Genomic DNA, 23,308 nt, shown 5'->3' with positions numbered 1-23,308 from the left:
GGTTCAGGGCCCGGTAGAACCTGCGCCGACGGCTGCCAACCGGCGGCCCAGGAAGGGACTCGACCCATGTTCGGACCACGAGCGCGAAGGCTCCTTGCGGTCAGCGGGGTGATGGCGGTCGTCGCGACGATCAGCCCCCTGCCCGCGTACGCCGCGCCGCCCGACGGCGACACGATCGTCGAAGGCATCAAGAGCTGGTTCGGCGGTGACGGCCAGAAGGACGCCGACCCGCCCCGGCTCCCCGACACCGCGGTACCCAGCAACGAGCACCTCCCGAAGGGCAAGGCGGCCGCCGCGCCCCGGCGGGTCAAGGAGCTCACCGAACGGCGCACCCCGCAGGCCCGCTACTGGCAGCTCTCCGACGGCCGGATCCAGTCCGAGGTCTCCGGCACGGCCACCCACTACGCCACGGGCAAGGGCCGGGACCGGACGTGGAAGCCCATCGACACCACGGTCGCCCCCACCGACCGGGCCGGCTTCCCGCACGCCAACACCACCAACGTCGCCCGCACCTGGTTCGGCGACACCGCCGGGCAGCTCGTCCGGTTCGAACTCGACGACGGACACTGGGTGTCCCTCGGCCTCAAGGGCGGCGGCACGCGCAAGCTCGTCCCGCAGACCTCCGGCAGCACCGTCACCTACAAGGACGCCCTCGGCAAGGGCGCCGATCTCCGGTACGACGTCGGCAACGGCACCGTCAAGGAGGGCATAGTCCTCCACGGCCGGCCCGACGGCGCCCCCGCCTACGAGTTCACCCTCACCACCCACGGCCTCGCCGCCCAGGCGCGCAAGGACGGCTCCATCGCGCTGTACAGCGAGAGCGCCGGCCCCACCCGCCCGGAACTCGTCATCCCCGCCCCGTTCATGACGGACGCCCGGCCCGACGCGAGCGGCGCGTACGGCACCGCCGCCAGTCACGACGTCGCGCAGCGGCTCACCGGACGCGACGGCTCGTACGCGCTGAGCCTGAAGCCCGACGCCGCCTGGCTCGCCGCACCGGAGCGCCGGTACCCGGTCGTCGTCGACCCGACCATCTCGATCTCGCCGACGACCACCCAGTCGCGCGACGTGATGATCACGTCGGACGACCCGACGGCCAACCACGACGGCAGCTGGCGGCTCTCCGTCGGCAACACCGGCGCCGGCAGCTCCCGCGCGCTGCTGTACTTCGGCCTGTCCGCCGTGCCCGCGGGCACGAAGCTGGACTCCGCCGAGCTGAAGCTCTACTACGACCAGACCCACACCACCGGCGACAGTGAGGTCCGCCTGGAGGCCCACCGCGCCACCGGCGCCTGGACCGAGACCGGCGCGACCTGGAACAACGCCAACGGCCTCACCGGCGAACTGTCCGGCACCTCCGTCGTGGTCGACGACGGCGACGCCGGTCGCACCGCCGCCAAGGGCGCCTGGCCGGCGTCCGGGAACACCGCGTTCACGCAGTACGCGGTCAACCAGGACTACCTGTACAACAAGGACGCGGTCGCCGGGGACACCTACACCTGGCAGCCCAACCTCCCCGAGGACGGCCAGTACCAGGTCGACGCGCACTACGTCCCCGCCTCGGACCGGGCCGGCGCCGCGCCGTACACCGTGACCTACGACGGCGGCAGCAAGGCGTACACCGTCGACCAGCGGGCCGGCAGCGGCGGCGTGTGGAAGCCGCTCGGGACCCACCCGTTCAAGGCGGGCACCGCGGGCAAGATCGTCCTCGGCGACGGCCCCGCGTCCACCACCACCTCGGTGATCGCGGACGCCGTCCGGTTCACCAAGGGCGGCGTGGTCACCAAGAAGCCGGGCGAGCAGAACACCTGGCACAGCTTCCCGGTGACCAAGACCGTCCAGCAGTGGATCGACGGCACGTACACCAACCACGGCTTCGTCGTGAAGGCAGGCGACGAGTCCGCGAGCGCCCCCAAGGGCGGTCCGCGGTACGAGGCCGCCGAGTTCGCGTACAAGGGCGAGGCAGCCAACTTCCCGAAGCTGGTGCTCACCTGGGGCCGGCCCAGCGTCACGCTGGACGCGCCGCAGGTCATCCACGCCACCGGCGCCGAGCTCGACTGGTCCGCCTACGCCGACCCGTCGACCGCCGACGCCGACGACATCGTCGAGTACCAGGTCCACCGCAGCGTCTACCAGACCTTCACACCCTCCGCGCAGACCCTGGTCGCGCCGGTGTCGAAGGACCTGACCGCGTACACGGACTCGACGGCCACGCCGACGCCCGCCGACTCGGCGGACTCCTTCGGCAACGTCTTCTACTACATGGTCGCGGTGAAGACGAAGGACGGCCAGGTCGTCCCCGCGCCGACGCAGATCGTCAAGCTGCCCAAGGCCGGCCGCACCACGGTCGTCCTCCAGGGCACCGGGACCGACACCACCCTGTCGTCCACGCAGCCGGCCACCGGCCACGACACCCTCTCCGATTCCGGTCTCGCCCGGCCGTGGCTGTCCGTCGGCAACAACAGCGGCACGTACGGCAAGACGCGCGCCCTGCTGAAGTTCCCGGTGTCCGGCATCCCCGCGAACTCCCGGGTCCTGGAGGCGCAGCTCGACCTGTGGGGCTTCACCACCACCACGGACACCAGCGGCGCGGTCTACGAGGCGCACGGCCTGACGCGCGACTTCGACGAGGCCGCCGCCTCCTGGAACAAGGCGGACGCCGCCACCGCGTGGACCGCGCCCGGCGGCGACATGGACGCGGCCGTCGCGGACACGGTCGGCACGGTCACCAACGACCCGGCCCGGCAGAGCTGGTACGTCACCTCCCTCGCTCAGAACTGGGTCAGCGACCCGGCGAGCAACAAGGGCGTGGCGCTGCGGCTCCGCGACGAGTCGGCCACCGGACCGCAGGAGCGGACGGTCTTCCTGTCGTCGGAGGCGGAGGAGCCGCAGCTGCGGCCGCAGCTGGTCGTCACGTACATCGACAAGTCGACCGACTCCACGTACTTCGCGCCGTACACCCCGGCGCGGATGATCCCCGGCGACGACCAGACCGTCGACGTCACCCTGACCAACACCACCACCTCGGTGTGGCGGGCCGCCGAGCGCAAGCTCTCCTACACCTGGTCCCTCCCGGACGGCAGCGACGCCACCACCGGCGGCAACCAGCTGCAGACCGCCCTGCCGCGGGACCTGTACCCGGGCGAGTCGGTGACCGTCCCGGCCGCGCTGCGGGCACCGATCAACTCGGACTCCGGCAACAAGCGGCTCGACTACGTCCTCAAGTGGGACCTGCGCGACACCGTCGCGGGCAGCTGGCTGTCGGCCACCGAGTCGATCCCGCCGCTCGCCCAGAACATCCGCGTGGAGGACCCCACCTCCGACCAGCTGGGCATGGAGAAGTTCCTCTCGTACAGCGGGAAGAACACCGGCGCCGGCGGCACGCTGATGAACAACGTGTACGCGGGCAACACGGTCTGGCAGTACAACGCCTTCAACAACCCCGGCCGCGGCCTCACCACGTTCCTGCGGCTCGCGTACAACTCGCTGGACACCTCCGACACCGTCCTCGGCCACGGCTGGTCGGCGCAGGCCGCCTCGCCGCTGCGGCTCGGCGCGGGACTGGACTTCCACCCCGACCCGAACCCGACCGAGGTGACCCTGCCGGACGGCGACGGCACCTCGCACGTCTTCCGCAAGCAGGAGGACGGCACCTGGAAGGCCCCGGCCGGCGTGCACTACCTGCTCCGGCAGGGCGCGGGCACCGACTGCACCCCGGACAAGGACGGTGACCCGAAGGCCTGGTCGCTGACCCGCCCGGACCGTACGCAGTTCTTCTTCGACTGCGACGGCTACATCACCTCGACGGTGGACAAGAACGGCAACACCCAGACGTTCACCTACGAGGAGCGCAAGTCCAACAACAAGCCGGTCAAGTTCCTCCGGTACATCACCGACCCGGCCGGCCGGCAGACGCTCACCCTCGACTACTACTCGAAGGCCGACACCAGCAGCCCGAAGATCATCGACCACGTCAAGTCGATGACCGACGTCTCGCAGCGCAAGCTGACCTTCGAGTACTCCGACAAGGGTCTGATGACCAAGCTCACCGACGGCGCGGGCTCGACCCAGCCGAAGGTGTTCCTCTTCGAGTACGACGCCACGCAGGGCAACAAGAACGTCAAGCTGGTCAAGGTCACCGACCCGCGCGGCAACGCGACCTCGCTCGACTACTACTACCCGAGCGAGCACGAGGACCCGAAGTTCCACTGGCGCACCCAGACGTTCACCGACCGTCTCGGCGGCACCACCGGCTTCGTCTACACCGACCCCGACGGCAGCGCCGGTTCGACGATCGAGACCAAGGTCACCGACGCCGAGAACCACACCGCCGGCCAGCTGCTCGACGGCTACGGGCGCGTCACCCGGTTCACCAACGCCAAGTCCGAGACGACGAAGCTCAACTGGGACGCCGACAACAACGTGACCCGCCTGGAGGAGGCCAACGGGGCCGTCACCACCTGGGTCTACGACCAGAAGACCGGCTACCCGCTGGAGCAGAAGGACGCCGAGGCCAACAAGAACGGCACCCCGGCCCGGACGTACACCTACTCCACCGGTCTCGACGGCCACATCGCCGACCTCTTCCGGAAGAAGTCGCCCGAGGGCCGCACCTGGCAGTTCGGCTACGACACCCGGGGCAACCTGACGTCGGTCACCGACCCCAAGGGCCTCGCCACCGCCGAACCCGACGACTACACGTCGACGTCCGAGTACGACACCTACGGACAGCTGACGAAGTCCACGGACGCCAACGGGCACGCCACCGTCAACAGTGACTTCACCCCGGTCGGCTACCCGGCGACCATCACCGACGCCGCCCAGAACCGCTCGACGTTCGTGTACGACGAACGGGGCAACGTCAGGAAGGTCGTCAACGCCAAGGGCGCCGAGGTCACCCAGGCATACGACACCTTCGCCCGCCCGCTGGAGAAGAAGGAGCCCAAGGACCAGGCCGCCGGGGACTTCGTCACCACACCCGCCCCGGTCTACGACGCCAACGACAACATCACCCGCACCACCGCCCCGAACGGCACCGTGTCGACCTCCGTCTACGACAAGGCCGACCAGCTGACCGAGGCGGCGATGCCCGGTGACGAGCCCACCGACCCGGTGCGCCGCACCACCGCCACCTACGACAGGGTCGGCAACGTCCTGACCATCACCGACCCGCGGGGCAACGAGACCCCGACGGCCGGCGACCACACGACGACCACCACCTACGACGCCATCTACCAGCCGGTCGCCACGACCGACGCCGAGGGCGGCAGGGTCACCACGGAGTACGACAGCGTCGGCAACGTGGTGAAGGTCGTCGACCCGAAGAAGAACGCCACGGCGGACCCCGACGACTACACCACCGCGTTCACCAACGACCTGAACCACCGGGTCGTCAGGACCACGGACCCGCTCGGGAACGCCACCACCGTCCGCTACGACCGGGACGGCCTGACCCTCGGCAAGACCGACTCCGAGGGCAACGAGGCACTCGCCTCCTACGACGAACGCGGCGCGCTCGTCGAGTCCAAGGTGCCGTTCAGCAAGGACGCGTCCGGGACCCTCACGTACCGCACCACCAGGTACGCGTACGACGAGGTCGGCAACCGGACGAAGACGATCACGCCGCGCGGCGTCGAGACCACCGACGACGCCGACGACTTCACGGCCGAGACCGTCTACGACGAACTGAACCGGGTCAAGGAGGAGCGCTCGCCCTTCGACAAGGACGACGCCCGCTACAACACGCCCGACAGCACGCTCTACAGCTACGACTCCGTGGGCAACCTGCAGTCCGTCTCGGCGCCCCCGTCGAGCGGCCAGACCGTCCGCAACGTCACCGAGTACGCGTACTTCGACAACGGCTGGACCCGGACCGCGAAGGACCCGTGGGACATCACCACGTCCTACGAGTACAACGCGCTCGGCCAGCAGACGAAGAACACCATGACCTCGGCGGGCGGCTCCCAGCAGCGCACCATGACCTGGGACTTCTACCCCTCGGGCAACCAGCGCGCCCGCTCCGACGACGGCGTGCCCGTCGGCCGGCAGGTCGTGCTCGTCGACAGCTCGGACTTCAACAACACCGCGACCCAGGGCAACTGGTCCCGCACCCAGTCCGAGCTGCAGTACGGCTACGACACCTTCTCCCACCCGGCCGGCACCGGGGCCTCGGAGTTCGCCTGGCAGCTGCACATCCCGCAGGGGGGCACCTACGAGGTGTTCGTCCGGCACCCGCGGACGACCGGCGCGGCCAGTGACGCCAAGTTCACCGTCGCCCACTCCGGCGGCAGCACCGTCAAGACCGTCGACCAGACCCGGAACGCCGGCGACTGGGTCTCCCTCGGCAGCTACTCCTTCGCCGAGGACGGCCTGCACAAGGTCAGCGTCACCGACCAGGCCAACGGCACGGTCCTCGCCGACACCGTGAAGCTGGTGCGCTCGAACACCGGTGAGGCGGACACCGAGAAGAAGGACTTCACCTACAAGTACGACGCCAACGGCGCCATGGTGGAGGTGAAGGACAACTCCTCCGGTGCGAAGATCGACACCTACCGGATCGCCTACGACGGCGGCAACCGGATCGCCAAGGTCGAGGAGCTGGCCGGCGGCACGGTGAAGAACACCACCGCGCTGACCTACGACGCCAACGGCAACCCCGTCACCTCGACCCACGACCTCACCTGGTCGAAGATCGAGTACGACACGCGCAACCTGGTCTCCAAGGTGACCAACGCCGACTCGCCCACAGCGGCGGACCAGCAGATCACCTCGCTGACCTACACCGCCCGCGGGCAGCTGCTCAAGCAGACCCGGCCCAACGGCAACACGCTCGACCTGTCCTACTACCTCGACGGCTCCGTCAAGAAGTCCCTCGAGAAGACCTCGGGCGGGACGATCGTCGCGCAGCACGACCTGGAGTACACGCCGAACGGCCACCGCTCCAAGGACGTGCTGAAGCTGATGAACGCCGACGACAACGCGGCGACCATCGACAACACGTACACCTTCGGGTACGACCCCCAGGACCGGATCGTCAAGGTCGACAAGACCGGTGACTCCACGGCGACCGAGTCCTACACCTACGACCGCAACAGCAACGTCATCGAGCAGACCGTCGACGGCATCACGACGACGCAGCGCTACGACCGCAACAGGCTGCTGAGCGCCACCGCCGAAGGCGTCTCCTCCACCTACAACTACGACCCGCTCGGCCGGCTGGACACGGTCAGCATCGGCGGCGAGACCTCGCAGAAGTACACCTACGACGGCTTCGACCGCCAGGTGAAGGCCCGTACCGGCTCCGGCGCGGGCGCGGTCACCACCAGCTACTCGTACGACCCGTTCGACCGGACGGTCTCCCAGGCCACCTCGGGGGCCGAGGCCGAGACCACCGCGTTCACCTACCTCGGCCTGGGCAACCAGGTGCTGCGCGAGGAGCTGAACGGCAAGGCCGACAAGTCGTACCAGTACCTGCCGTCCGGCCAGCAGGCCACCCAGATCAAGCACAAGGACGACGGCGGCCGCGAGTACTCGCAGTACACCACCAGCCCGCGCGGCGACATCGAGGCGATCACCAAGGAGGACGGCAGGACCCGCGCGACCTACGGCTACACCGCCTACGGCAAGGACGACGCCTCCCAGTTCACCGGCGCCGACAAGCCCGAGGCGGGCAACCCCGACAAGGACTCGTACAACGCCTTCCGGTTCAACTCGTCCCGCTGGGACAAGGGTTCCGGCACGTACGACATGGGCTTCCGCAACTACGACCCGGGCCTGAACCGCTTCACGACCCGGGACTCGTACGGCGGCGCCCTGTCCGACATGTCGCTGGCCACCGACCCCTTCACCGGGAACCGGTACGCCTTCGCCGGCGGCAACCCGATCTCCTTCGTGGAGCTCGACGGCCACCTCTTCGGCCTGTCGCTGTCCGACATCGGCCACGCGGCGCTCGACGTCGTCGGCATGGTGCCGGTGGTCGGCGAGGTCGCGGACGTCGCCAACGGCATCTGGTACGCCGCCGAGGGCAACTACGCGGACGCGGCACTGTCCATGGCGTCGGCGATCCCGCTGGTCGGCTACGGGGCGACGGCGATCAAGGCCGGCAAGTACGTGGCCAAGGGCGTCGAGGCGGTCGACAGCGCCAACGACGTCCGCAAGACCGTCGACAAGGTCGACGACGTCGGCGACGCGGCGAGCACCGCGCGGAAGGCCGACGGCGAGACGCCCGGCGTCACACCGAAGAAGGAACCCGAAGCCCCGAAGTGCACCAACAGCTTCGTGCCCGGCACGAAGGTGGTGCTGGCCGACGGCTCCACGAAGGCCATCGAGGCGCTCCGCGAGGGCGACCGGGTGCTCGCCACCGACGTCGAGTCCGGTGACACCCGCGCCCGCGAGGTGCGCGCCACGCTCGAGAACAAGGGTCCGAAGGACCTCGTCACCCTGACCGTCGACGTCGACGGCCGGGACGGGGACCGCATCGGGAAGATCACCTCGACGGCGGCGCACACCTACTGGCTGCCGGACGTCGGCCGCTGGGCCGAGGCCGCGGACCTGGCCCCGGGCGCGTGGCTGCGGGCCTCCAGCGGTACCTGGGTCCAGGTCACCGCCGTCGCCCACGAGAAGCGCACCGAGCGGGTCCACAACCTGACCGTCGACGGCGTCCACACGTACTACGTGGTCGCCGGCGGGCAGAGCCTGCTGGTCCACAACGCCAACTGCGGACCGGTCGAGATCACGGTCAAGTACCAGCAGGGCATGTCCAAGGTGGAGTTCGCCAAGAAGGCCGCCGCCCTGCAGAAGCTCAGCGACCAGGGCAAGCTCTTCAAGGCCCCCAACCCGGTCGCCCGCAACAAGCAGGTCACCAAGAACTACAAGGGCGATCTGATCAAGCGGGTGTACGACCAGTACGGGTCCACCAACCCGGCCTTCGCCGACAAGCTGAAGGACCGCATCCTCAACCGGATGGACCCCGACCACGTCCACGAGCTGCAGCTCGGCGGGCCCGATGTGGCGAGTAACCTCAAGATGCTCGACCGCTACACCAACTGGCACGTCGGGACCCAGCAGATCTGGCCGCAGATCAAGAACCTGGACGACTTCACCCCGATCAAGATCAAGATCGAATGGTAGGGAGCGGATGATGAACGCCGAACTCCGGCGGGTGGTGGAGGAGTTGCGCGCCGCCCTCGACGAGCGCGACGAGTGGCGCATGATGAACGCGCTGCCCGCCGGGGCGCGGCCCGAGTCGCTCGACCCGGGGATCCCGCCCGCCGTCCGGGAGTTCCTCGCGCTGAGCGACGGGGCGACCTGCGGCGACGTGACGGTCTTCGGCAGCGGCACGCTCCCCGGGATGCAGTTCCACTGCGACCCGGTGGAGGGCGCCGCGGTGACGCTCGGACGGGAGAAGTGGTTCTGCATCGGGGTGATCTCCGACGAGCCGTTCTTCGTGGACCGGGCATCCGGGGCCGTCTGGTACTTCCCGGACACCGGGGTCGAATGGTGGATGTCATCCGATTTCGCAAAAGCGGCCGACGACTTCACCACTTTCTTCCTCGAGTCCGTGGCGGGTCCCGGCCATCCGCGGCTGACCGGCGCCGGCCCGGACGATCAGTGGCCCGAGCTGCTGGAACACCTGGGGCGCCTGCGCGCCTGAGGGGCCACTGAGAGCGGCATCACGTGAGAAAGGGCGCCCGGCCGGAGAACCCCGGCCGGGCGCCTTACGTATGCTCCCTCGAGACCTCCACGAGATTTCTCGGCGTTTTCCGTTATCCGGCCGGATCGCCGGGGTCTCCCAGACACAGGGAACGACGGCAGGCGCGACAGGCAGGGTGAGTCAGGGATGAGCGGACAGCACGGCACCGATCTGGTCAGGGCGGCACAGGCCGGCGACCCGTGGGCGCGGGACCAGCTCGTCGACGCGTACCTGCCCCTGGTGTACAACATCGTGGGCCGCGCGCTGAACGGCGGCCACGACGTCGACGACGTCGTGCAGGACACCATGCTGCGTGCCCTCGACGGACTCGGCACGCTGCGCGCCCCGGACAGCTTCCGCTCCTGGCTGGTGGCCATCGCCATGAACGCGATACGCAGCCACTGGCACGAATCGCAGACCGGTCTGCGCACCGGCGTCCTCGACGAGGCGCGCGATCTGGCCCAGCCCGGCGGCGACTTCGTCGACCTGACCGTGGTCCGGCTGAACCTCTCCGGGCAGCGGCGCGAGACCGCCGAGGCCACCCGCTGGCTGGAGCCGGACGACAGCGCGCTGCTCTCGCTGTGGTGGCTGGAGTGCGCGGGCCAGCTCACCCGGTACGAGGTCGCGATCGCCCTCGACCTGTCCACCGCGCACACCGCGGTGCGGGTGCAGCGGATGAAGGAGCAGCTGGAGACCGCCCGGATCGTCGTCCGGGCCCTGGCGCAGAACCCGCCGTGCCCGACGCTGCACTACGAGCTCGCCGGCTGGGACGGCCGCCCCTCCGCGCTGTGGCGCAAGCGAATAGCCCGGCACGCCCGCGGCTGCGCCCGCTGCGCCGGCCTGTGGAGCGGCCTCGTCCCGGCGGAGGGCCTGCTGGCCGGCCTGCTGTTCGTCCCGCCGGCGGCCGCGCTGGTCGCGGCGGTCCGGGAGGGCGCGTCGGGGCTGGGGCTGGCCGGGTCCTACGGGGCCGGTGCGGGGTACGAGGCGTACGGGGCCTCCGGGGCCGGTGCGGGGTACGAGACGTACGGGAACGGGGCGGCCCACGAGGCGTACGGGGCGGGTGCCTATGACCCGTACGGCTCCGGCGCGGCGTACGAGTCCGGCGCCGCGTACGAGCAGCCGTACGAGACGGGCGTGGCCGCCCACGAGTCGTACGAGCAGGGCGTGCCGGCGTACCAGTCGTACGAGACGGCCGGAGCCTACGAGCCGTACGAGACCACCCCGGCGTACGAGCCCTACGAGACCGCCACCCTCCACGAGTCGTACGAGACCGGCGCGGCACGCGAGTCCTACGAGCCGGCTCCGGAGGCGTCCGGCGCCGCCGTGCCGTCGCCCGCGGGCGGGGGCCGGGGCGGGCGCGGCGCGCGGCGCAGGCAGGCGGAGCGGCGGCGGCGCGACCGGCGTCGTGCCGTGGTCGCCGCCGGCATAGCCGTCGTGGCGGTCACCGGCGGGTCCTTCTACCTGGGCAGCGGCCGCGACGAGGACGTGACGACGGTCGACGCCGCGGACACGCCGTCGACCGGGTCCGGCCTCGACGTCGCACCCGCCGAGGCGTCCGCCTCCTCCGCGGTCCCGACGTCCCCGACCCCCTCGGCCTCGCCCACCCCGACCAAGAAGCCCTCGCCCACCGCGAGCCCCTCCGCCAAGCCGAAGCCCACGACCAAGGCCCCCGTCCGCCCCACCACGCAGGCTCCGCGCCCGCGCCCCACGCGCGAGGCGACCAGCGGGGGCGGGGGCGGCGGCTCCGAAGCCCAGCAGGTCGTGGCGCTGGTGAACTCCGAGCGGGCGAAGGCCGGTTGCGGTCCGCTGAGCGGGAACGCACTGCTCGACAAGGCCGCCCAGGGGCACTCCGAGGACATGGCCGCCCGGGACTTCTTCGACCACACCAACCCCGACGGCGACGGCCCGGGGGAGCGGGTGACCGCGGCCGGCTACCAGTGGTCCACGTACGGCGAGAACATCGCCATGGGCCAGCAGACCCCGAAGGACGTCATGGAGTCCTGGATGAACAGTCCGGGCCACCGCGCGAACATCCTCAACTGCTCCTTCAAGGAGATCGGCATCGGCATCCACCATGCGGGCGGCCCGTACTGGACGCAGGTCTTCGGCGCGCGGTGAGCGAGCCCTCCTAGGGGTGTCTGGCAATTCCCCGCGGCGTCGCGGAATTGTCAGACACCCCTAGCCCCGCGCGCGGACCGGGTGCTTGCTCAGGATCGACACCCGGTTGAACGCGTTGATCGTGATCGCCACCCACAGCACGGCGGACAGTTCGTCGTCCCCGAACACCTCCCGGGCCTGCGCGTAGGCGCGCTCCTGCGCGAGCTCGTCCGCCGGGGAGGTGGTCGCCTCGGCCAGGGCCAGGGCGGCCCGCTCGCGGGCGGTGAACACGTCGGTGTCGCGCCAGGCGGCGAGCACGGCCAGGCGCTGCGTGGTCTCGCCGGCCCGCAGTGCCGCCCGGGTGTGCACGTCGAGGCAGTACGCGCAGCCGTTGATCTGCGAGACGCGCAGGTTGACCAGCTCCACGAGGATGCGGTCGAGCCCCGCCGAGGCGGCGGTCGCCCGGACGGTCTCGGCCGTCTGGATCAGGGCGTGGTACGCCGTCGGGCTCTGCTTGTCGAGGTAGACCCGACCGTTCCCGGGGGCTCCCGCGGTGTCGCTCACCGTGCGCTCCTTCACCGGCCGCCGGCGTTCCGGCGGCCTTGTCGTCGTCCTCGTCGCCGCCCGTGCACATCATGGGTACAAGGGCTATGATCATCATAGTTTGTTGAAATCGAAACTACATGAAACGGGAGTCCGCGTCATGACCCAGCAGGCCACCGCCCCCGTCGTGCGGCATGTCGACGCCCGGCACCGCTACGAGATCCTGGTCGGCGGCGAGCGCGCCGGCCTCACCGCCTACCGCGACCGCGGCGGACAGCGCGTCTTCTTCCACACCGAGATCGACGACGCCTACGCCGGCCAGGGGCTGGCCGGCGTCCTCGTCCAGGAGGCGCTCACCCATGTGCGCGCATCCGGTCTGCGGATCGTGCCGGTCTGCCCGTACGTGGCGAAGTTCCTGAAGAAGCACGACGAGTTCGCCGACATCACCGACCCGGTGACGCCCGAGGCCCTGCAGTGGCTGGACGGCGTCCTGGGGCGCTGACCGGGCCCCGCGTTTGCGGGGGCCGTGGGGCTCCCGCAGGCTCGACCGTGGCGGGCCGTGTGCGGACCGCCACGCCCTGTCAGGTCACGAGAGGCGGCAGTCATGCCTTCGAAACTCAACCCGTACCTCACCTTCGACGGCGACGCCAAGCCGGCCATGGAGTTCTACAAGGAGGTCTTCGGCGGCACCCTCAGGGTGCACACGTACGAGGACTTCGCCGACCAGGTGCCGCCCAGCCACACCGACAAGGTCATGCACGCCATGCTCGAGACCGACGAAGGCTTCACGCTGATGGCCGGGGACAATCCGCCCGGCAACGAGTTCAAGCCCGGCAACACCATGTCGATCAGCGTGAGCGGTGAGGACGAGGCCCGGCTGCGTGGCTACTGGGACCGGCTCTCGGGCGGCGGCACGGTGGCCGTGCCGCTGGAGATGCAGATGTGGGGCGACGTGTTCGGCATGTGCGTCGACCGCTATGGCGTCACCTGGATGGTCAACGTCAACACCCGGCAGAGCTGACCCGCCTGGTCCCGCCCCCTCGCGCGAGCCGCACCGGCCGCTTCCGATCACCTCCTCGCGGAGGCCGGGAGCGGCCGGTGCGTTTTCATGTACCTTCCGGCGCGGATAGCCACCGCTTGCAACTAATGCGCGCATGCAAGTATTGTCTCCATCTGTAAGTCCCCCCGCGCAAGCATTTCTGGAAGGTGCATCGTCATGCCACTCGCGCTCCTGGCCCTGGCCATCGGGGCCTTCGGGATCGGCACCACCGAGTTCGTGATCATGGGCGTGCTGCCCCAGGTCGCCGGCGACTTCGGCGTCTCGATCCCCACCGCCGGCTGGCTGGTGACGGGCTACGCCCTGGGCGTCGTGGTCGGCGCCCCGATCCTGACCGTCCTGGGCGCGAAGGCGTCCCGCAAGAAGATGCTCATGATCCTCATGGGCCTGTTCGTGGTCGGCAACACGCTGTCCGCGCTCGCCCCGACCTTCGGCCTCATGCTGACCGGCCGGGTCGTCGCCTCCCTGGCCCACGGCGCCTTCTTCGGCATCGGCTCCGTCGTCGCCGCCGACCTCGTCGCCCCGCAGAAGAAGGCCTCGGCCATCTCCCTGATGTTCATGGGGCTCACCGTCGCCAACATCGTCGGCGTCCCCGGCGGCACCTCCATCGGTCAGGCCCTCGGCTGGCGGGTCACCTTCGGTCTCGTCGCCGTCCTCGGCGTCGTCGGCCTGCTCGGCGTGGCGAAGCTCGTGCCCGAGCACGGCCGGCCCGAGGCCGCGAACGTCCGCACCGAGTTCGCCGCCTTCAAGAACGTCCAGGTCTGGCTCGCCATGGCGATGACCGTCCTCGGGTACGGCGGCGTCTTCGCGGCCATCACCTACATCACCCCGATGATGACCGAGGTGGCGGGCTACACCGAGGGCGCGGTCACCTGGCTGCTCGTCCTCTTCGGGATCGGCATGTTCCTGGGGAACCTGCTCGGCGGGAAGTTCGCCGACCGCGCCCTGATGCCCATGCTGTTCGTCAGCCTGGCCGCCCTCTCCGCGACGCTCCTCGTCTTCACCGCGACCGCGCACCACAAGGTCCTCGCCGCGATCACCCTCACCCTGATCGGCGCCCTCGGCTTCGCGACGGTGCCCCTGCTGCAGAAGTGGGTCCTGGATCAGGCTTCCGCCGCCCCCACGCTCGCCTCCGCCGCCAACATCGGCGCCTTCAACCTGGGCAACGCCCTCGCCGCCTGGCTCGGCGGCGTCGTGATCGCCGCCGGACTCGGCTTCACCGCCCCCAACTGGGTCGGCGCGCTGCTCTCCGGCACGGCCCTGCTGCTGGCCTTCCTGGCCGCGTACCTCGACCGCCGCACCCGCGCCGCCCGCTCCCGCGTCGTAGCCGCCGGTACGCCGGAGGCCGCCCCCGCCCCGGTCGCGGCCGCCCACCACTGACCCTCACCACCGAACGACCCACGAGGAAGCACGCACCATGACCGTCATCACCGCCCCCGCCCCGCTGACCGTCCAGGACGCCGAGGCCCTGATCGCCGCCGCCCGCGACGCGGCCGAGACCGCCGGAGTCGCCGTCGCGATCACCGTCCTCGACGCCGGCGGCCACCTCCTGGCCTTCCGCCGCGACGACCGCGCCGTGCTCATCGCCGGCGAGACCAGCACCCGCAAGGCGTACACGGCGCTCCAGCTGAACGCACCCACCGCCGACCTGGTCGACCTGGTCAAGCCGGACGGGCCGTTCCACAGCCTCCCCACCGCCCTCGACCGTCCGCTGCTGTTCATCGCCGGCGGCATCCCCGTCCACCGCGACGGCCGGCTGATCGGCGCGATCGGCGTCGGCGGCGGCGCGCCCGAGCAGGACCACGGCTTCGCGACCGAGGCGCTCGGCGTCCTCGCCTGAGCCCGGGGCCGGCCGGTCGCACCCCCTGGGGCCGGCCGGTCGCCCCCTGAGGCCGGCCGGTCTCAGCCGTCCGCGGCCGTATCCGGCTCTTCCCGCGTCGCCCTGCGGTTCTCCCGCAGGGCGACGTACACCGCCCAGACCACCGACACCAGCGGTACCGCCACCACCGCCCCCACCACCCCGGCCGCGATCGAGCCCGCGATCACCGAGATCGCCACCACCAGCGGGTGCAGCCGCACCGCCCAGCTCATCACCAGCGGATGCAGCAGATGCCCCTCGATCTGGCCGATGATCACGATCAGGGCCACCACGATCCCCGCCACCAGCGGCCCCTTCGACGCCAGCGCCACCACAGCGGCGACCGCCAGCGCGATCGGGGAGCCGATCAGCGGCACGAACGCGGCCATGAACTCGAGCAGCGCCAGCGGCACCGCGAGCGGCACGCCGAGCAGCCACAGCGCCACGCCGACCAGGACCGCGTTCACCGCCGCCACCAGCACGATCCCGTGCGTGTACCCGGTGAACGTACGCCAGGCCGCCCGCCCCCCGATCCCCACCCGGTCGCGCACCGAGCCCGGCAGCTGCCCGCTGAACCACGCCCACTGCCGGTCCCCGGAGTGGATGAAGAACACCGAGCTGAACAGCGCGAGCGCCAGCGTCGTCAGCACCGCCACCAGCCGGTGCGCCCCGCTCACCGCCTCGCTCACCACGGTCGAGCGGTGGCTCGACAGCCACTGCCCGACCTTCGCCTGGACGTCCGACAGCGCCTCCGGGTTCACCCGGAACGGCGGCTTCTCCAGCCAGTTCTCGATCCGCTCGATGCCCTGCCGGAACTCCCGCACCAGCGTCGTCCGGTCGTCCGCCACCGCCTCGCCGACCAGCGCGAGGATGCCCAGGACCAGCGCGATCCCGCCGAGCAGGGTGAGCGCCACGGCCAGCGGGCGCGGCAGCCCCCGGGCGGCGATGTCGGCCACCGGCCGCAGCAGTGCGGTGATCACCAGGCCCAGGAACAGCGCCACGCCGATCTCGTGGAACCGTCCGAGCACGGCGAACAGGCTGTACACCAGCGCCCCGACGACCAGCACCCGCCACGCGTAGGCGGCGGCCGTGCGGAGGAACGGGACCACGTGCGGAGGCGGGGCGGGCTGCATGACCGACGACGTACCACCCCGGGCGCCCCGCGCCACGCCCCCGGCCCCACATTCGCCCGACCGGTGCCGCCGATGGGCGGCCCCGCCGCGCACCGGTGAGGATCGGAGGATGGGCGTGCTGCTGCCGGTCGTGTTCTCCCTGTTCGCCGCGTTCAGCAACGCGCTCGCGACGGTGCTGCAGCGCCGCGCCGCGCTGACGGTGCCGCAGTCCGACGCGTTCCGGCCCGGACTGATCCTCGACCTGATGCGCCGCCCGCTCTGGCTGGGCGGCATCCTCGCGGTGATCGCCGCCGGGGTCGGACAGGCCGCCGCCCTCGCGACCGGGCCGCTCTCGCTCGTCCAGCCGCTGTTCGTGCTCGAACTGCCGCTCGCGCTGCTCATCGCCTCCCTGCTGGCGCGGGAGAAACTGCCGTCCGCGCTGTGGCTCGCCGTGGCCGCCGTGGTCGGCGGGCTCGGCGTCGCCCTGGTCGCCGCCTCGCCCGACGGCAACCGCACCCATGTGGCCCTCGACCGCTGGGTGCCCGCGCTCGTCGTGCTCTCCGTCGCCGTGGTCGCCCTCGCGGTCGCGGGACTGCGCCGGCCCGCGGGCCGCGCCCGGGCCGGCTGCCTCGGGGCGGCCACGGCGATCTGCTACGCGCTGACCGCCGCCCTGATGAAGGCGGCCATGCACATCCTCGACGACCAGGGCATCGGCGGGTTCCTGACGAGCTGGCAGACCTACGCCTTCTGCGTGACCGGCATCGCCGCGCTGCTGCTCCTCGAACACGCCATGCAGGGCGGCCCGCTCGTCGCCTCCCAGCCCGCGCTCACCCTCGGCGACGCCACCATCAGCCTCGCCCTCGGCATCCTGCTGTACGAGGAGCACATCCGGTCCGGCTGGTGGCTGCTGCCCCAGCTGGCCGGCCTCGCCCTGATCGTCTTCGGCGTCTTCGCCCTGGCCCGCAGCGGGGTCAGCGCCGCCTAGCGAGGGCCTGTCCGGCGGATCAGGGGCCGGACAGGCCCAGGCCCGCTCACAGCGCCGACGGGGCCGCGCGCGGTACGCCGGCGACCTCGACCGCGTACAGCCGGATCAGCTCGTGCATCCGGAACACCCGCTCGGTGACCGGCTCCACCAACTGCGCCTCCACCAGCCCGTCCAGGGCGCAGGCCGCCCGGTACACGTCCGTCCCGAGCAGCCCCGCCACGTCGGCCACGTCGAACTCGGCGCGGTCGTACAGCCCCAGCAGCCGGAACGCCCGCACCGAGCGGACCCGGCCCGGCAGCGCCGTGTGCAGCAGCTCCCGGTAGCTCTCGGCGATGCAGGCGCGCACCGACACCCCCTCGGCGCGCAGCTCGTCGAGCCGGTGGCCCCGGTCCCGCAGCCGGTCCGCGAAGCCGGCGAGCGACCACTCCGGACGGGCGACGAGCCGCGCCCCCGCGATGCGCAGCGCCAGCGGCTGCCGACCGCACAGCCGGGCCAGCTCCACGGCCGCGCCGGGCTCCCGGACGAACCGCTCGCCCGTGCCCGTCAGAGCGAGCAGCCGGACGGACGCCTCCTCGTCCAGCGCGCCGACCGGGATCCGGGCGGCGAGCAGGGTCGGCAGGCTGGAGCGGCCGGTGGCCAGGACCGCACAGGCGGTGTTCGCCGGGATCAGCGGGCGGATCTGGGCGGCGTCCCGGGCGTTGTCGACGACGACGAGCAGCCGCCGTCCGGCGACCGCCGACCGGTAGCGGCGGACCGCCTCGGCGGGGGAGTCGGGGATCTGCCCGGCCGGTACGCCGAGGGCCCGCAGGAAGCCGGCGACCGGATCGTGCGGACGCTGCGGGCCGCCGTCCGGGGCGGGGGCGGCCAGATCCGCGTACAGCTGGCCGTCCGGGTACTGCGGCGCCAGCTCGTGCGCCAGCCGCAGCGCCAGCGCCGACTTCCCGAACCCGCCCTGCCCGTGCAGGACGACCGTCGGCGCGCTCACGGCCGACCCGGGCACGGCGAGCGCCGCCCGCGCGAGCGCCAGCTCGTGATGTCGGCCCACGAACACGGTCGTCTCCGGCGGTAACTGACGGGGCGTCACAGTCGACGGGGCGGCTGCCGGGGACGACACCTCGGTGCCGCCCGCCTCCGCCGCCGGACGCCCGAGCGCCGGGTCCCGGCGCAGTACCGCGCGATGGATGCGGCACAGCTCCTCGCCCGGGTCCATGCCCAGCTCGTCCCGCAGCGCCGCGCGCGCCTCGTCGAACGCGTCCAGCGCCCCGGCCGCGTCCCCGCTGCCGTACAGGGCCAGCATCAGCCTGCCCCGGAGCCGCTCGTTCAGCGGGTGCAGCGCGACCACCTGCCGCAGCCGCTGCACGACCCGGCCCTCCCGGCCCAGCGCCGACTCCACCTCGACATGCTCCTCCACGGCGCTCAGATACGCCTCCGTGAGGTGCTGCGCGAAGGCGCGCAGCGCCGGCCCCTGGCCGACGTCCTCCAGCGGGACCCCGCGCCACAGATCCAGCGCCCGGCCGTACAACTCCGCCGCCTCCGGCAGCCGTTGCCCGGCCACCGCGCGGCGCGCCCGCGCCACCCGCCCCCGGAAGCGCGGGAGGTCGAAGTCGGCGTCGTCGACCCTCAGCACGTACCCCGCGCGCGAGGTCGCGAGCCGCGCGCCGGTGGGCCGCAGGTGCCGGCGCAGCTGCATCACGTACGTCCGCAGATTGGCCACGGCCGAGCGCGGCGGCTCGTCGCCCCAGATCTCCCGGATCAGCGTCGGCACCGGCACCGCCCGCCCGCCGTGCGCGAGCAGCATGGCCAGCAGCACCCGCTGCTTGTCCGCGCCGATCTCCACCGGCTCCCCGGCCACCCGCAGTTCGAGCGGTCCCAGCGCCCGGAACACCGGCGCACCGGCTCTCGGACCGTCGCCGTCCGCCATGCCGCCGTTTTCGCTCATACGGCGGGCGTCCGGGGCGCGCCGAGCCGCCGCACCACGGTCCCGAGCAGTCCGCCGCCCGGGTAGCAGCCGCGATGGCGGGAGTCGATGCTGTCGGGGTTGTCGCCGCGCACCACCAGCGCGCCCGCCGGGACCCGTTCCCCCGGCCCCGCCCCCGCGGTCCCCTCCGGCACCGGATCGCCCGGCAGCGCGGTCACCCGCTTGACGTTCCAGCCCGCGCCGTGCCGGTCGGTGCCGTACGCGTCCTCCCGCTCCGACGTCGGCGGCGGCTTGAGGACCACGACGTCGCCCCGGCGCACCCGGGCCAGCGGCCGCCGCCGTACCACCACCCGGTCACCGTCCCGCAGCGCGGGAGCCATGCTGTCCCCCCGCACCGACACCACAACCACGGACGTGCGGACCCGTACGACCGCGATCGCGGCCCCCACGGCGAGCACACCCGCCCCTGCGCACAACCAGCCCCCGCGCAACTGAAGCCTCCTCAGGGATCTTCCTCAGGGATCTTCGAGCGATCAGGAATCCTCCGTCCCATCCGCCACAAGTGTCAATCCCTGCACGGCAGTTACACGTCAGGCCGCTGTATCCGGGCTGTATCCCCGCTGTACGTGCCGTGTACGGCCCGCTGTACGCCCCGCTCGTAGGGTCCTGAGCCGCACCGCCTTTCCTCCACCTACCGACGCAACGGAAGGGGCAGACATGAACGCTGTCAGGAAGCTCGGGGACAAGGTGCTGGAGCGTCTCGCGCCCAGCACGTCCGCTCAGGCCGACACCAGCTACTACAAGTTCTGCTACTGCAGCGGCCCGTACTACTACCGCAAGCTGTGCCACGTCGTCGGCGGCATCAGCAGCTGCGGCGCGTGCTACCGCTCGGGCGAGTGCTGAGCGCAGACCCCACGAGGCGCTCCGGGGCCACCCGGCCCCGGAGCCCACGGAACCCTCCGCCGAGGAGCCGACGCGCGTGTATTACATCGGGCTCGCCGCCCGCCTCCTGCTGGTCCTCGTCTTCCTCGCCGCGGCCGTCGGCAAGACCCGGCGGCGCTCGTCCTTCACCGGCTTCGCGGCCTCGCTGGCCGCGCTGCGTCTCTTCCCCCGCCGCCTGGCCACACCGGTGGCGGCCGCGACCGTCGCCGCGGAGGCGCTCACCGCCGTGCTGCTCGCCGTCCCGGCCACCGCGGGCGCGGGCCTCGCCCTCGCGATCGCCGTGCTCGCGGCGTTCGTCGCCGGCATCCTCGCCGCCCGGCGCGGCGGCCGCCTCGTGCCCTGCCGCTGCTTCGGCGCCACCAGCGCGCCCCTCGGCCTGCCGCACGTGATCCGCAATGCGCTGCTCGCCGCCGTCGCCGCGGTGGGCCTCGCCGCCCTGGCCGCGGCCTCCGCACCCGGCGCCGTGCACCCCGGCGGGCTCGCGCTCGCCGCCGGCACCGCGGCGACCGGGGCCCTGCTGGTCGTGCGCATGGACGACCTGCTGGCCCTCGTGCCGACCCCTCGCTGACTGGAGTCACCCATGGCCTATCTCGTCGTCGCACTGGTCCTCGTCGCCGCGCTCTGCGTCTTCCAGCTGCTCGTGATCTTCGCCGTGCTGCGCCGGCTGCGCGAGCACGAGACCAGGTTCGAGCAGCTCGCCCGCTCCGCCGGGCCGATGGACGCGTACGACCCGAACGAGCTGGTCGGCCGCCGGGTCCCCGAACTCGCCGCGCACACCGGCGGCGTCGCGCGCACCGTGGGCTTCTTCTCCGTCGGCTGCGAGGCCTGCCACGAGCAGGCCCCGGAGTTCGTGGCCGCCGCGGCGGCCGGCGACGCCTCGGCCGTCGTCGTCGGCACCCCCGCCGACGAGCTGACCGGTCTCCTCGCCGGCGTGCCGACCGTCGTCACCGGGGACGAGGGCGACCGGCTGATGAAGGCCGTCGACATCCGCGCCTTCCCGACCTTCCTGCAGGTCGACGAGGACGGCGTGATCCTCCGCGCCGGCATCGCCGTGGCCGAGTCGCCCTCCCCGGCCCCGGCCCCCGCGCGGTGACCGTCCCGCCGAACGGCCGCCTGCGGGCCCTGGGCCGTCTGCGGACCGTCTGGGCCGCCTGCTGGCAGGCCGCGCCCGGGATCTGGGCCGGCCACCTGCCGGTCGCGGTGGCGGCCGGACTCGTCCCGCCGGCCACCGCCTGGCTCACCAAGCTCCTGGTCGACGACCTCACGCAGGGCCGCGGCGATCACACCCTCGCCTACGCGGCGGGGCTCGGCGCGGTCGGCCTGTTCGGCGCGCTGCTCCCGCACCTCGGCGAGTACCTGCGCGGCGAACTCGGCCGCCGCATGGACCGGGCGCTGCGCGACCGGCTGCACACCGCGGTCAACGGCTTCCACGGCCTGTCCCGCTTCGAGGACCCCCGGCACCTGGACCGGCTGCGGATGGCGGCGCAGGCGTCCGGGGGCTCGCTCTCGCCGGTGACCGGCGGGATGGCCGAGACCGGCCGCAACGTCGTGGCGCTGCTGAGCCTGCTCGCCACGCTGTTCGTGCTCAGCCCGGTGATGGCGGTCGTCGTGCTGCTGGCCGCCGTGCCGGTGCTGCTCGGCCGGCTCGCGCTGTCCCGCCGACGGGTCGGCATGCTGGCGGCGACCTCGGAGGGGATGCGCAAGGAGCTGTTCTACTCGGCCCTCCTGACGGAGGAACAGGCGGCCAAGGAGGTCCGCCTGTACGGCCTCGGCGGCTTCTTCAAGGACCGCATGCTGGACGAACTGTCCGCGATCCAGCGCGCCGAGCGCCGCCTGGACCGCAGGGAGTCCGCCGTCCAGGGCGGGCTCGCCGTCCTCTCCGCCGCGGTGGCCGGCGGCGGCCTGCTCTGGGCGGTGGACGCGGCGCTCGCCGGCCGGCTCACCGCAGGCGACGTCACCGCCTTCGTCGCCGCCGTCGCCGGGGTGCAGGCCGCGCTCGTCGGCCTGGTCGCCGGACTCGCCCAGGCCCACGAGGCCCTGCTGCTGTTCGGGTACCACGTCGAGGTCACCGGACTCGACGACGACCTGGCGGCGTTGCCGGGGCCCGCCACGGCGCACCTCCCCGCGCTGCGGCACGGCATCGAGCTGCGCGACGTGTGGTTCCGCTACCACGACGACCACCCCTGGGTCCTGAAGGGCGTCGACCTGTTCATCCCCTTCGGCCGCTCCGTCGCCCTCGTCGGCCTCAACGGCGCGGGCAAGAGCACCCTGATCAAGATCCTCTGCCGCTTCTACGACCCCGTGCGCGGCTCGGTCCGCTGGGACGGCACCGACCTGCGGGCCGTCGCCCCCGACGAACTGCGCCGCCGCATGGGCGTGTTGTTCCAGGACTTCATGAACTACGACCTCACCGCCCGCGAGAACATCGGCGTCGGCGACCTCGACCGCCTCGCCGACCACGGCCGCGTCCGCGCCGCCGCCGAACTGGCCGGTGCGCACGAGCTGGTGGCCGCACTGCCGCGGGGCTACGACACCCTGCTCAGCCGGATCTTCTTCGCCGACGGCGAGACCGAGGAGGACGACGACCCGACCGCCGGCACCGTCCTCTCCGGCGGCCAGTGGCAGCGGCTCGCCCTCGCCCGGGCACTGGTCCGGCAGAACCGGGACCTGCTGATCCTCGACGAGCCCAGCGCGGGCCTCGACGCCCGCGCCGAGTACGAGGTGCACGCCGGACTGCGCGCCCACCGCGCCGGCCGCACCAGCCTGCTCGTCTCCCACCGGCTCAGCGCGGTCCGCGAGGCCGAAACGATCGTCGTCCTCGACGACGGCCGGATCACCGAACAGGGCACGCACGACGAGCTGATGGCGTCCGGCGGCGTGTACGAGCGGCTGTTCACCGTGCAGGCGGAGGGCTACGTGGACGCCTAGGGGGTGTCTGACAATTCCCCGTGGAAGAAGGAGCGGCGTCCGGTGCGTGCGATCGCAAGGCGCCGGAGAGCCCTCGTAGCGGAGCTACTAGGGCTTTTCGGCAACGCGGCGAGCGTGCGTGCCGGGCGTCGCGACGCGGCGGGGAATTGTCAGACACCCCCTAGGGCTCCGCCCGAG

16 protein-coding genes are annotated in these 23,308 nt (G+C 72.1%); 12 read left to right on the top strand and 4 right to left on the bottom strand.

From position 1 onward, the window contains the following. Positions 1-66 precede the first annotated feature (66 nt). The 3 genes from ABZO31_RS03190 to ABZO31_RS03180 all read left to right on the top strand — a co-directional run bounded on the left by ABZO31_RS03190 (position 67) and on the right by ABZO31_RS03180 (position 11,809). Entirely contained in the window at positions 67-9,129 is a 9,063-nt protein-coding gene (locus ABZO31_RS03190) for a DNRLRE domain-containing protein (protein ID WP_406859359.1), read from the top strand. A 10-nt stretch (positions 9,130-9,139) separates the two neighbouring features. Further along, on the top strand, positions 9,140-9,652 hold the full coding sequence (locus ABZO31_RS03185; RefSeq protein ID WP_406859358.1) for a hypothetical protein: 513 nt from the start codon (positions 9,140-9,142) through the stop codon (positions 9,650-9,652). A gap of 186 nt (positions 9,653-9,838) precedes the next feature. After that, positions 9,839-11,809, top strand: a complete 1,971-nt coding sequence (locus ABZO31_RS03180) for a sigma-70 family RNA polymerase sigma factor (protein WP_406859356.1) — start codon at positions 9,839-9,841, stop codon at positions 11,807-11,809. 60 nt (positions 11,810-11,869) lie between these two features. On the opposite strand, the gene ABZO31_RS03175 is transcribed toward ABZO31_RS03180, so the two are convergent. Beyond that, positions 11,870-12,352: a carboxymuconolactone decarboxylase family protein gene (locus ABZO31_RS03175; RefSeq protein WP_406859354.1), complete on the bottom strand. Its 483-nt coding sequence runs from the start codon at positions 12,350-12,352 to the stop codon at positions 11,870-11,872. 139 nt (positions 12,353-12,491) lie between these two features. On the opposite strand from ABZO31_RS03175, the gene ABZO31_RS03170 reads away from it, so the two are divergent. The 4 genes from ABZO31_RS03170 to ABZO31_RS03155 all read left to right on the top strand — a co-directional run bounded on the left by ABZO31_RS03170 (position 12,492) and on the right by ABZO31_RS03155 (position 15,228). Then, complete coding sequence (locus ABZO31_RS03170) at positions 12,492-12,833, top strand: GNAT family N-acetyltransferase (protein ID WP_406859353.1); 342 nt, start codon at positions 12,492-12,494, stop codon at positions 12,831-12,833. Between the two features lie 102 nt (positions 12,834-12,935). Beyond that, positions 12,936-13,352, top strand: a complete 417-nt coding sequence (locus ABZO31_RS03165; protein ID WP_406859352.1) for a VOC family protein — start codon at positions 12,936-12,938, stop codon at positions 13,350-13,352. 195 nt (positions 13,353-13,547) lie between these two features. Then, on the top strand, positions 13,548-14,768 hold the full coding sequence (locus ABZO31_RS03160) for an MFS transporter (protein WP_406859351.1): 1,221 nt from the start codon (positions 13,548-13,550) through the stop codon (positions 14,766-14,768). Positions 14,769-14,805: 37 nt separating this feature from the next. Continuing rightward, positions 14,806-15,228, top strand: coding sequence for a GlcG/HbpS family heme-binding protein (locus ABZO31_RS03155; protein ID WP_406859349.1), 423 nt, complete (start codon positions 14,806-14,808; stop codon positions 15,226-15,228). A gap of 62 nt (positions 15,229-15,290) precedes the next feature. Here the strand turns inward: ABZO31_RS03155 and ABZO31_RS03150 are convergent, their stop codons facing one another. Continuing rightward, on the bottom strand, positions 15,291-16,379 hold the full coding sequence (locus ABZO31_RS03150; RefSeq protein WP_406859347.1) for an AI-2E family transporter: 1,089 nt from the start codon (positions 16,377-16,379) through the stop codon (positions 15,291-15,293). Between the two features lie 109 nt (positions 16,380-16,488). On the opposite strand from ABZO31_RS03150, the gene ABZO31_RS03145 reads away from it, so the two are divergent. Continuing rightward, positions 16,489-17,343, top strand: a complete 855-nt coding sequence (locus ABZO31_RS03145) for a DMT family transporter (RefSeq protein WP_406859345.1) — start codon at positions 16,489-16,491, stop codon at positions 17,341-17,343. 46 nt (positions 17,344-17,389) lie between these two features. Here the strand turns inward: ABZO31_RS03145 and ABZO31_RS03140 are convergent, their stop codons facing one another. Together ABZO31_RS03140 and ABZO31_RS03135 are read right to left on the bottom strand one after the other, a co-directional pair. After that, the gene (locus ABZO31_RS03140) at positions 17,390-19,282 is read right to left on the bottom strand and encodes an AfsR/SARP family transcriptional regulator (protein WP_406859344.1); all 1,893 of its coding nucleotides are present in this window, start codon (positions 19,280-19,282) and stop codon (positions 17,390-17,392) included. Beyond that, positions 19,279-19,719 carry a S26 family signal peptidase gene (locus ABZO31_RS03135; RefSeq protein ID WP_406859343.1) on the bottom strand — a complete coding sequence of 147 codons (441 nt, stop codon included), beginning with the start codon at positions 19,717-19,719 and terminating at the stop codon, positions 19,279-19,281. The genes ABZO31_RS03140 and ABZO31_RS03135 overlap by 4 nt, the downstream gene beginning before the upstream one ends. A 259-nt stretch (positions 19,720-19,978) precedes the next feature. Between ABZO31_RS03135 and ABZO31_RS03130 the strand changes: the two genes are divergently transcribed. The 4 genes from ABZO31_RS03130 to ABZO31_RS03115 all read left to right on the top strand — a co-directional run bounded on the left by ABZO31_RS03130 (position 19,979) and on the right by ABZO31_RS03115 (position 23,131). Beyond that, the gene (locus tag ABZO31_RS03130; protein WP_406859342.1) at positions 19,979-20,164 is read left to right on the top strand and encodes a hypothetical protein; all 186 of its coding nucleotides are present in this window, start codon (positions 19,979-19,981) and stop codon (positions 20,162-20,164) included. 76 nt (positions 20,165-20,240) lie between these two features. Next, positions 20,241-20,771 carry a MauE/DoxX family redox-associated membrane protein gene (locus tag ABZO31_RS03125; RefSeq protein ID WP_406859340.1) on the top strand — a complete coding sequence of 177 codons (531 nt, stop codon included), beginning with the start codon at positions 20,241-20,243 and terminating at the stop codon, positions 20,769-20,771. Between the two features lie 12 nt (positions 20,772-20,783). Then, entirely contained in the window at positions 20,784-21,296 is a 513-nt protein-coding gene (locus ABZO31_RS03120) for a hypothetical protein (protein WP_406859338.1), read from the top strand. After that, positions 21,293-23,131, top strand: coding sequence for an ABC transporter ATP-binding protein (locus ABZO31_RS03115; protein ID WP_406859337.1), 1,839 nt, complete (start codon positions 21,293-21,295; stop codon positions 23,129-23,131). Before ABZO31_RS03120 ends, ABZO31_RS03115 begins: the two co-directional genes overlap by 4 nt. Positions 23,132-23,308 lie beyond the last annotated feature (177 nt).

Source organism: Streptomyces solicamelliae (assembly GCF_045348655.1).
In the GTDB taxonomy this organism is placed as follows: domain Bacteria; phylum Actinomycetota; class Actinomycetes; order Streptomycetales; family Streptomycetaceae; genus Streptomyces; species Streptomyces solicamelliae.
This window is presented reverse-complemented; position numbering and strand designations above follow the sequence as displayed.

Coding starts and splice junctions, on each gene's coding strand:
- ABZO31_RS03145 (WP_406859345.1), top strand. CDS start 16,489: ATGGGCGTGCTGCTGCCGGTCGTGTTCTCCCTGTTCGCCGCGTTCAGC.
- ABZO31_RS03150 (WP_406859347.1), bottom strand. CDS start 16,379: ATGCAGCCCGCCCCGCCTCCGCACGTGGTCCCGTTCCTCCGCACGGCC.
- ABZO31_RS03180 (WP_406859356.1), top strand. CDS start 9,839: ATGAGCGGACAGCACGGCACCGATCTGGTCAGGGCGGCACAGGCCGGC.
- ABZO31_RS03165 (WP_406859352.1), top strand. CDS start 12,936: ATGCCTTCGAAACTCAACCCGTACCTCACCTTCGACGGCGACGCCAAG.
- ABZO31_RS03155 (WP_406859349.1), top strand. CDS start 14,806: ATGACCGTCATCACCGCCCCCGCCCCGCTGACCGTCCAGGACGCCGAG.
- ABZO31_RS03170 (WP_406859353.1), top strand. CDS start 12,492: ATGACCCAGCAGGCCACCGCCCCCGTCGTGCGGCATGTCGACGCCCGG.
- ABZO31_RS03140 (WP_406859344.1), bottom strand. CDS start 19,282: ATGAGCGAAAACGGCGGCATGGCGGACGGCGACGGTCCGAGAGCCGGT.
- ABZO31_RS03185 (WP_406859358.1), top strand. CDS start 9,140: ATGAACGCCGAACTCCGGCGGGTGGTGGAGGAGTTGCGCGCCGCCCTC.
- ABZO31_RS03120 (WP_406859338.1), top strand. CDS start 20,784: ATGGCCTATCTCGTCGTCGCACTGGTCCTCGTCGCCGCGCTCTGCGTC.
- ABZO31_RS03160 (WP_406859351.1), top strand. CDS start 13,548: ATGCCACTCGCGCTCCTGGCCCTGGCCATCGGGGCCTTCGGGATCGGC.
- ABZO31_RS03190 (WP_406859359.1), top strand. CDS start 67: ATGTTCGGACCACGAGCGCGAAGGCTCCTTGCGGTCAGCGGGGTGATG.
- ABZO31_RS03130 (WP_406859342.1), top strand. CDS start 19,979: ATGAACGCTGTCAGGAAGCTCGGGGACAAGGTGCTGGAGCGTCTCGCG.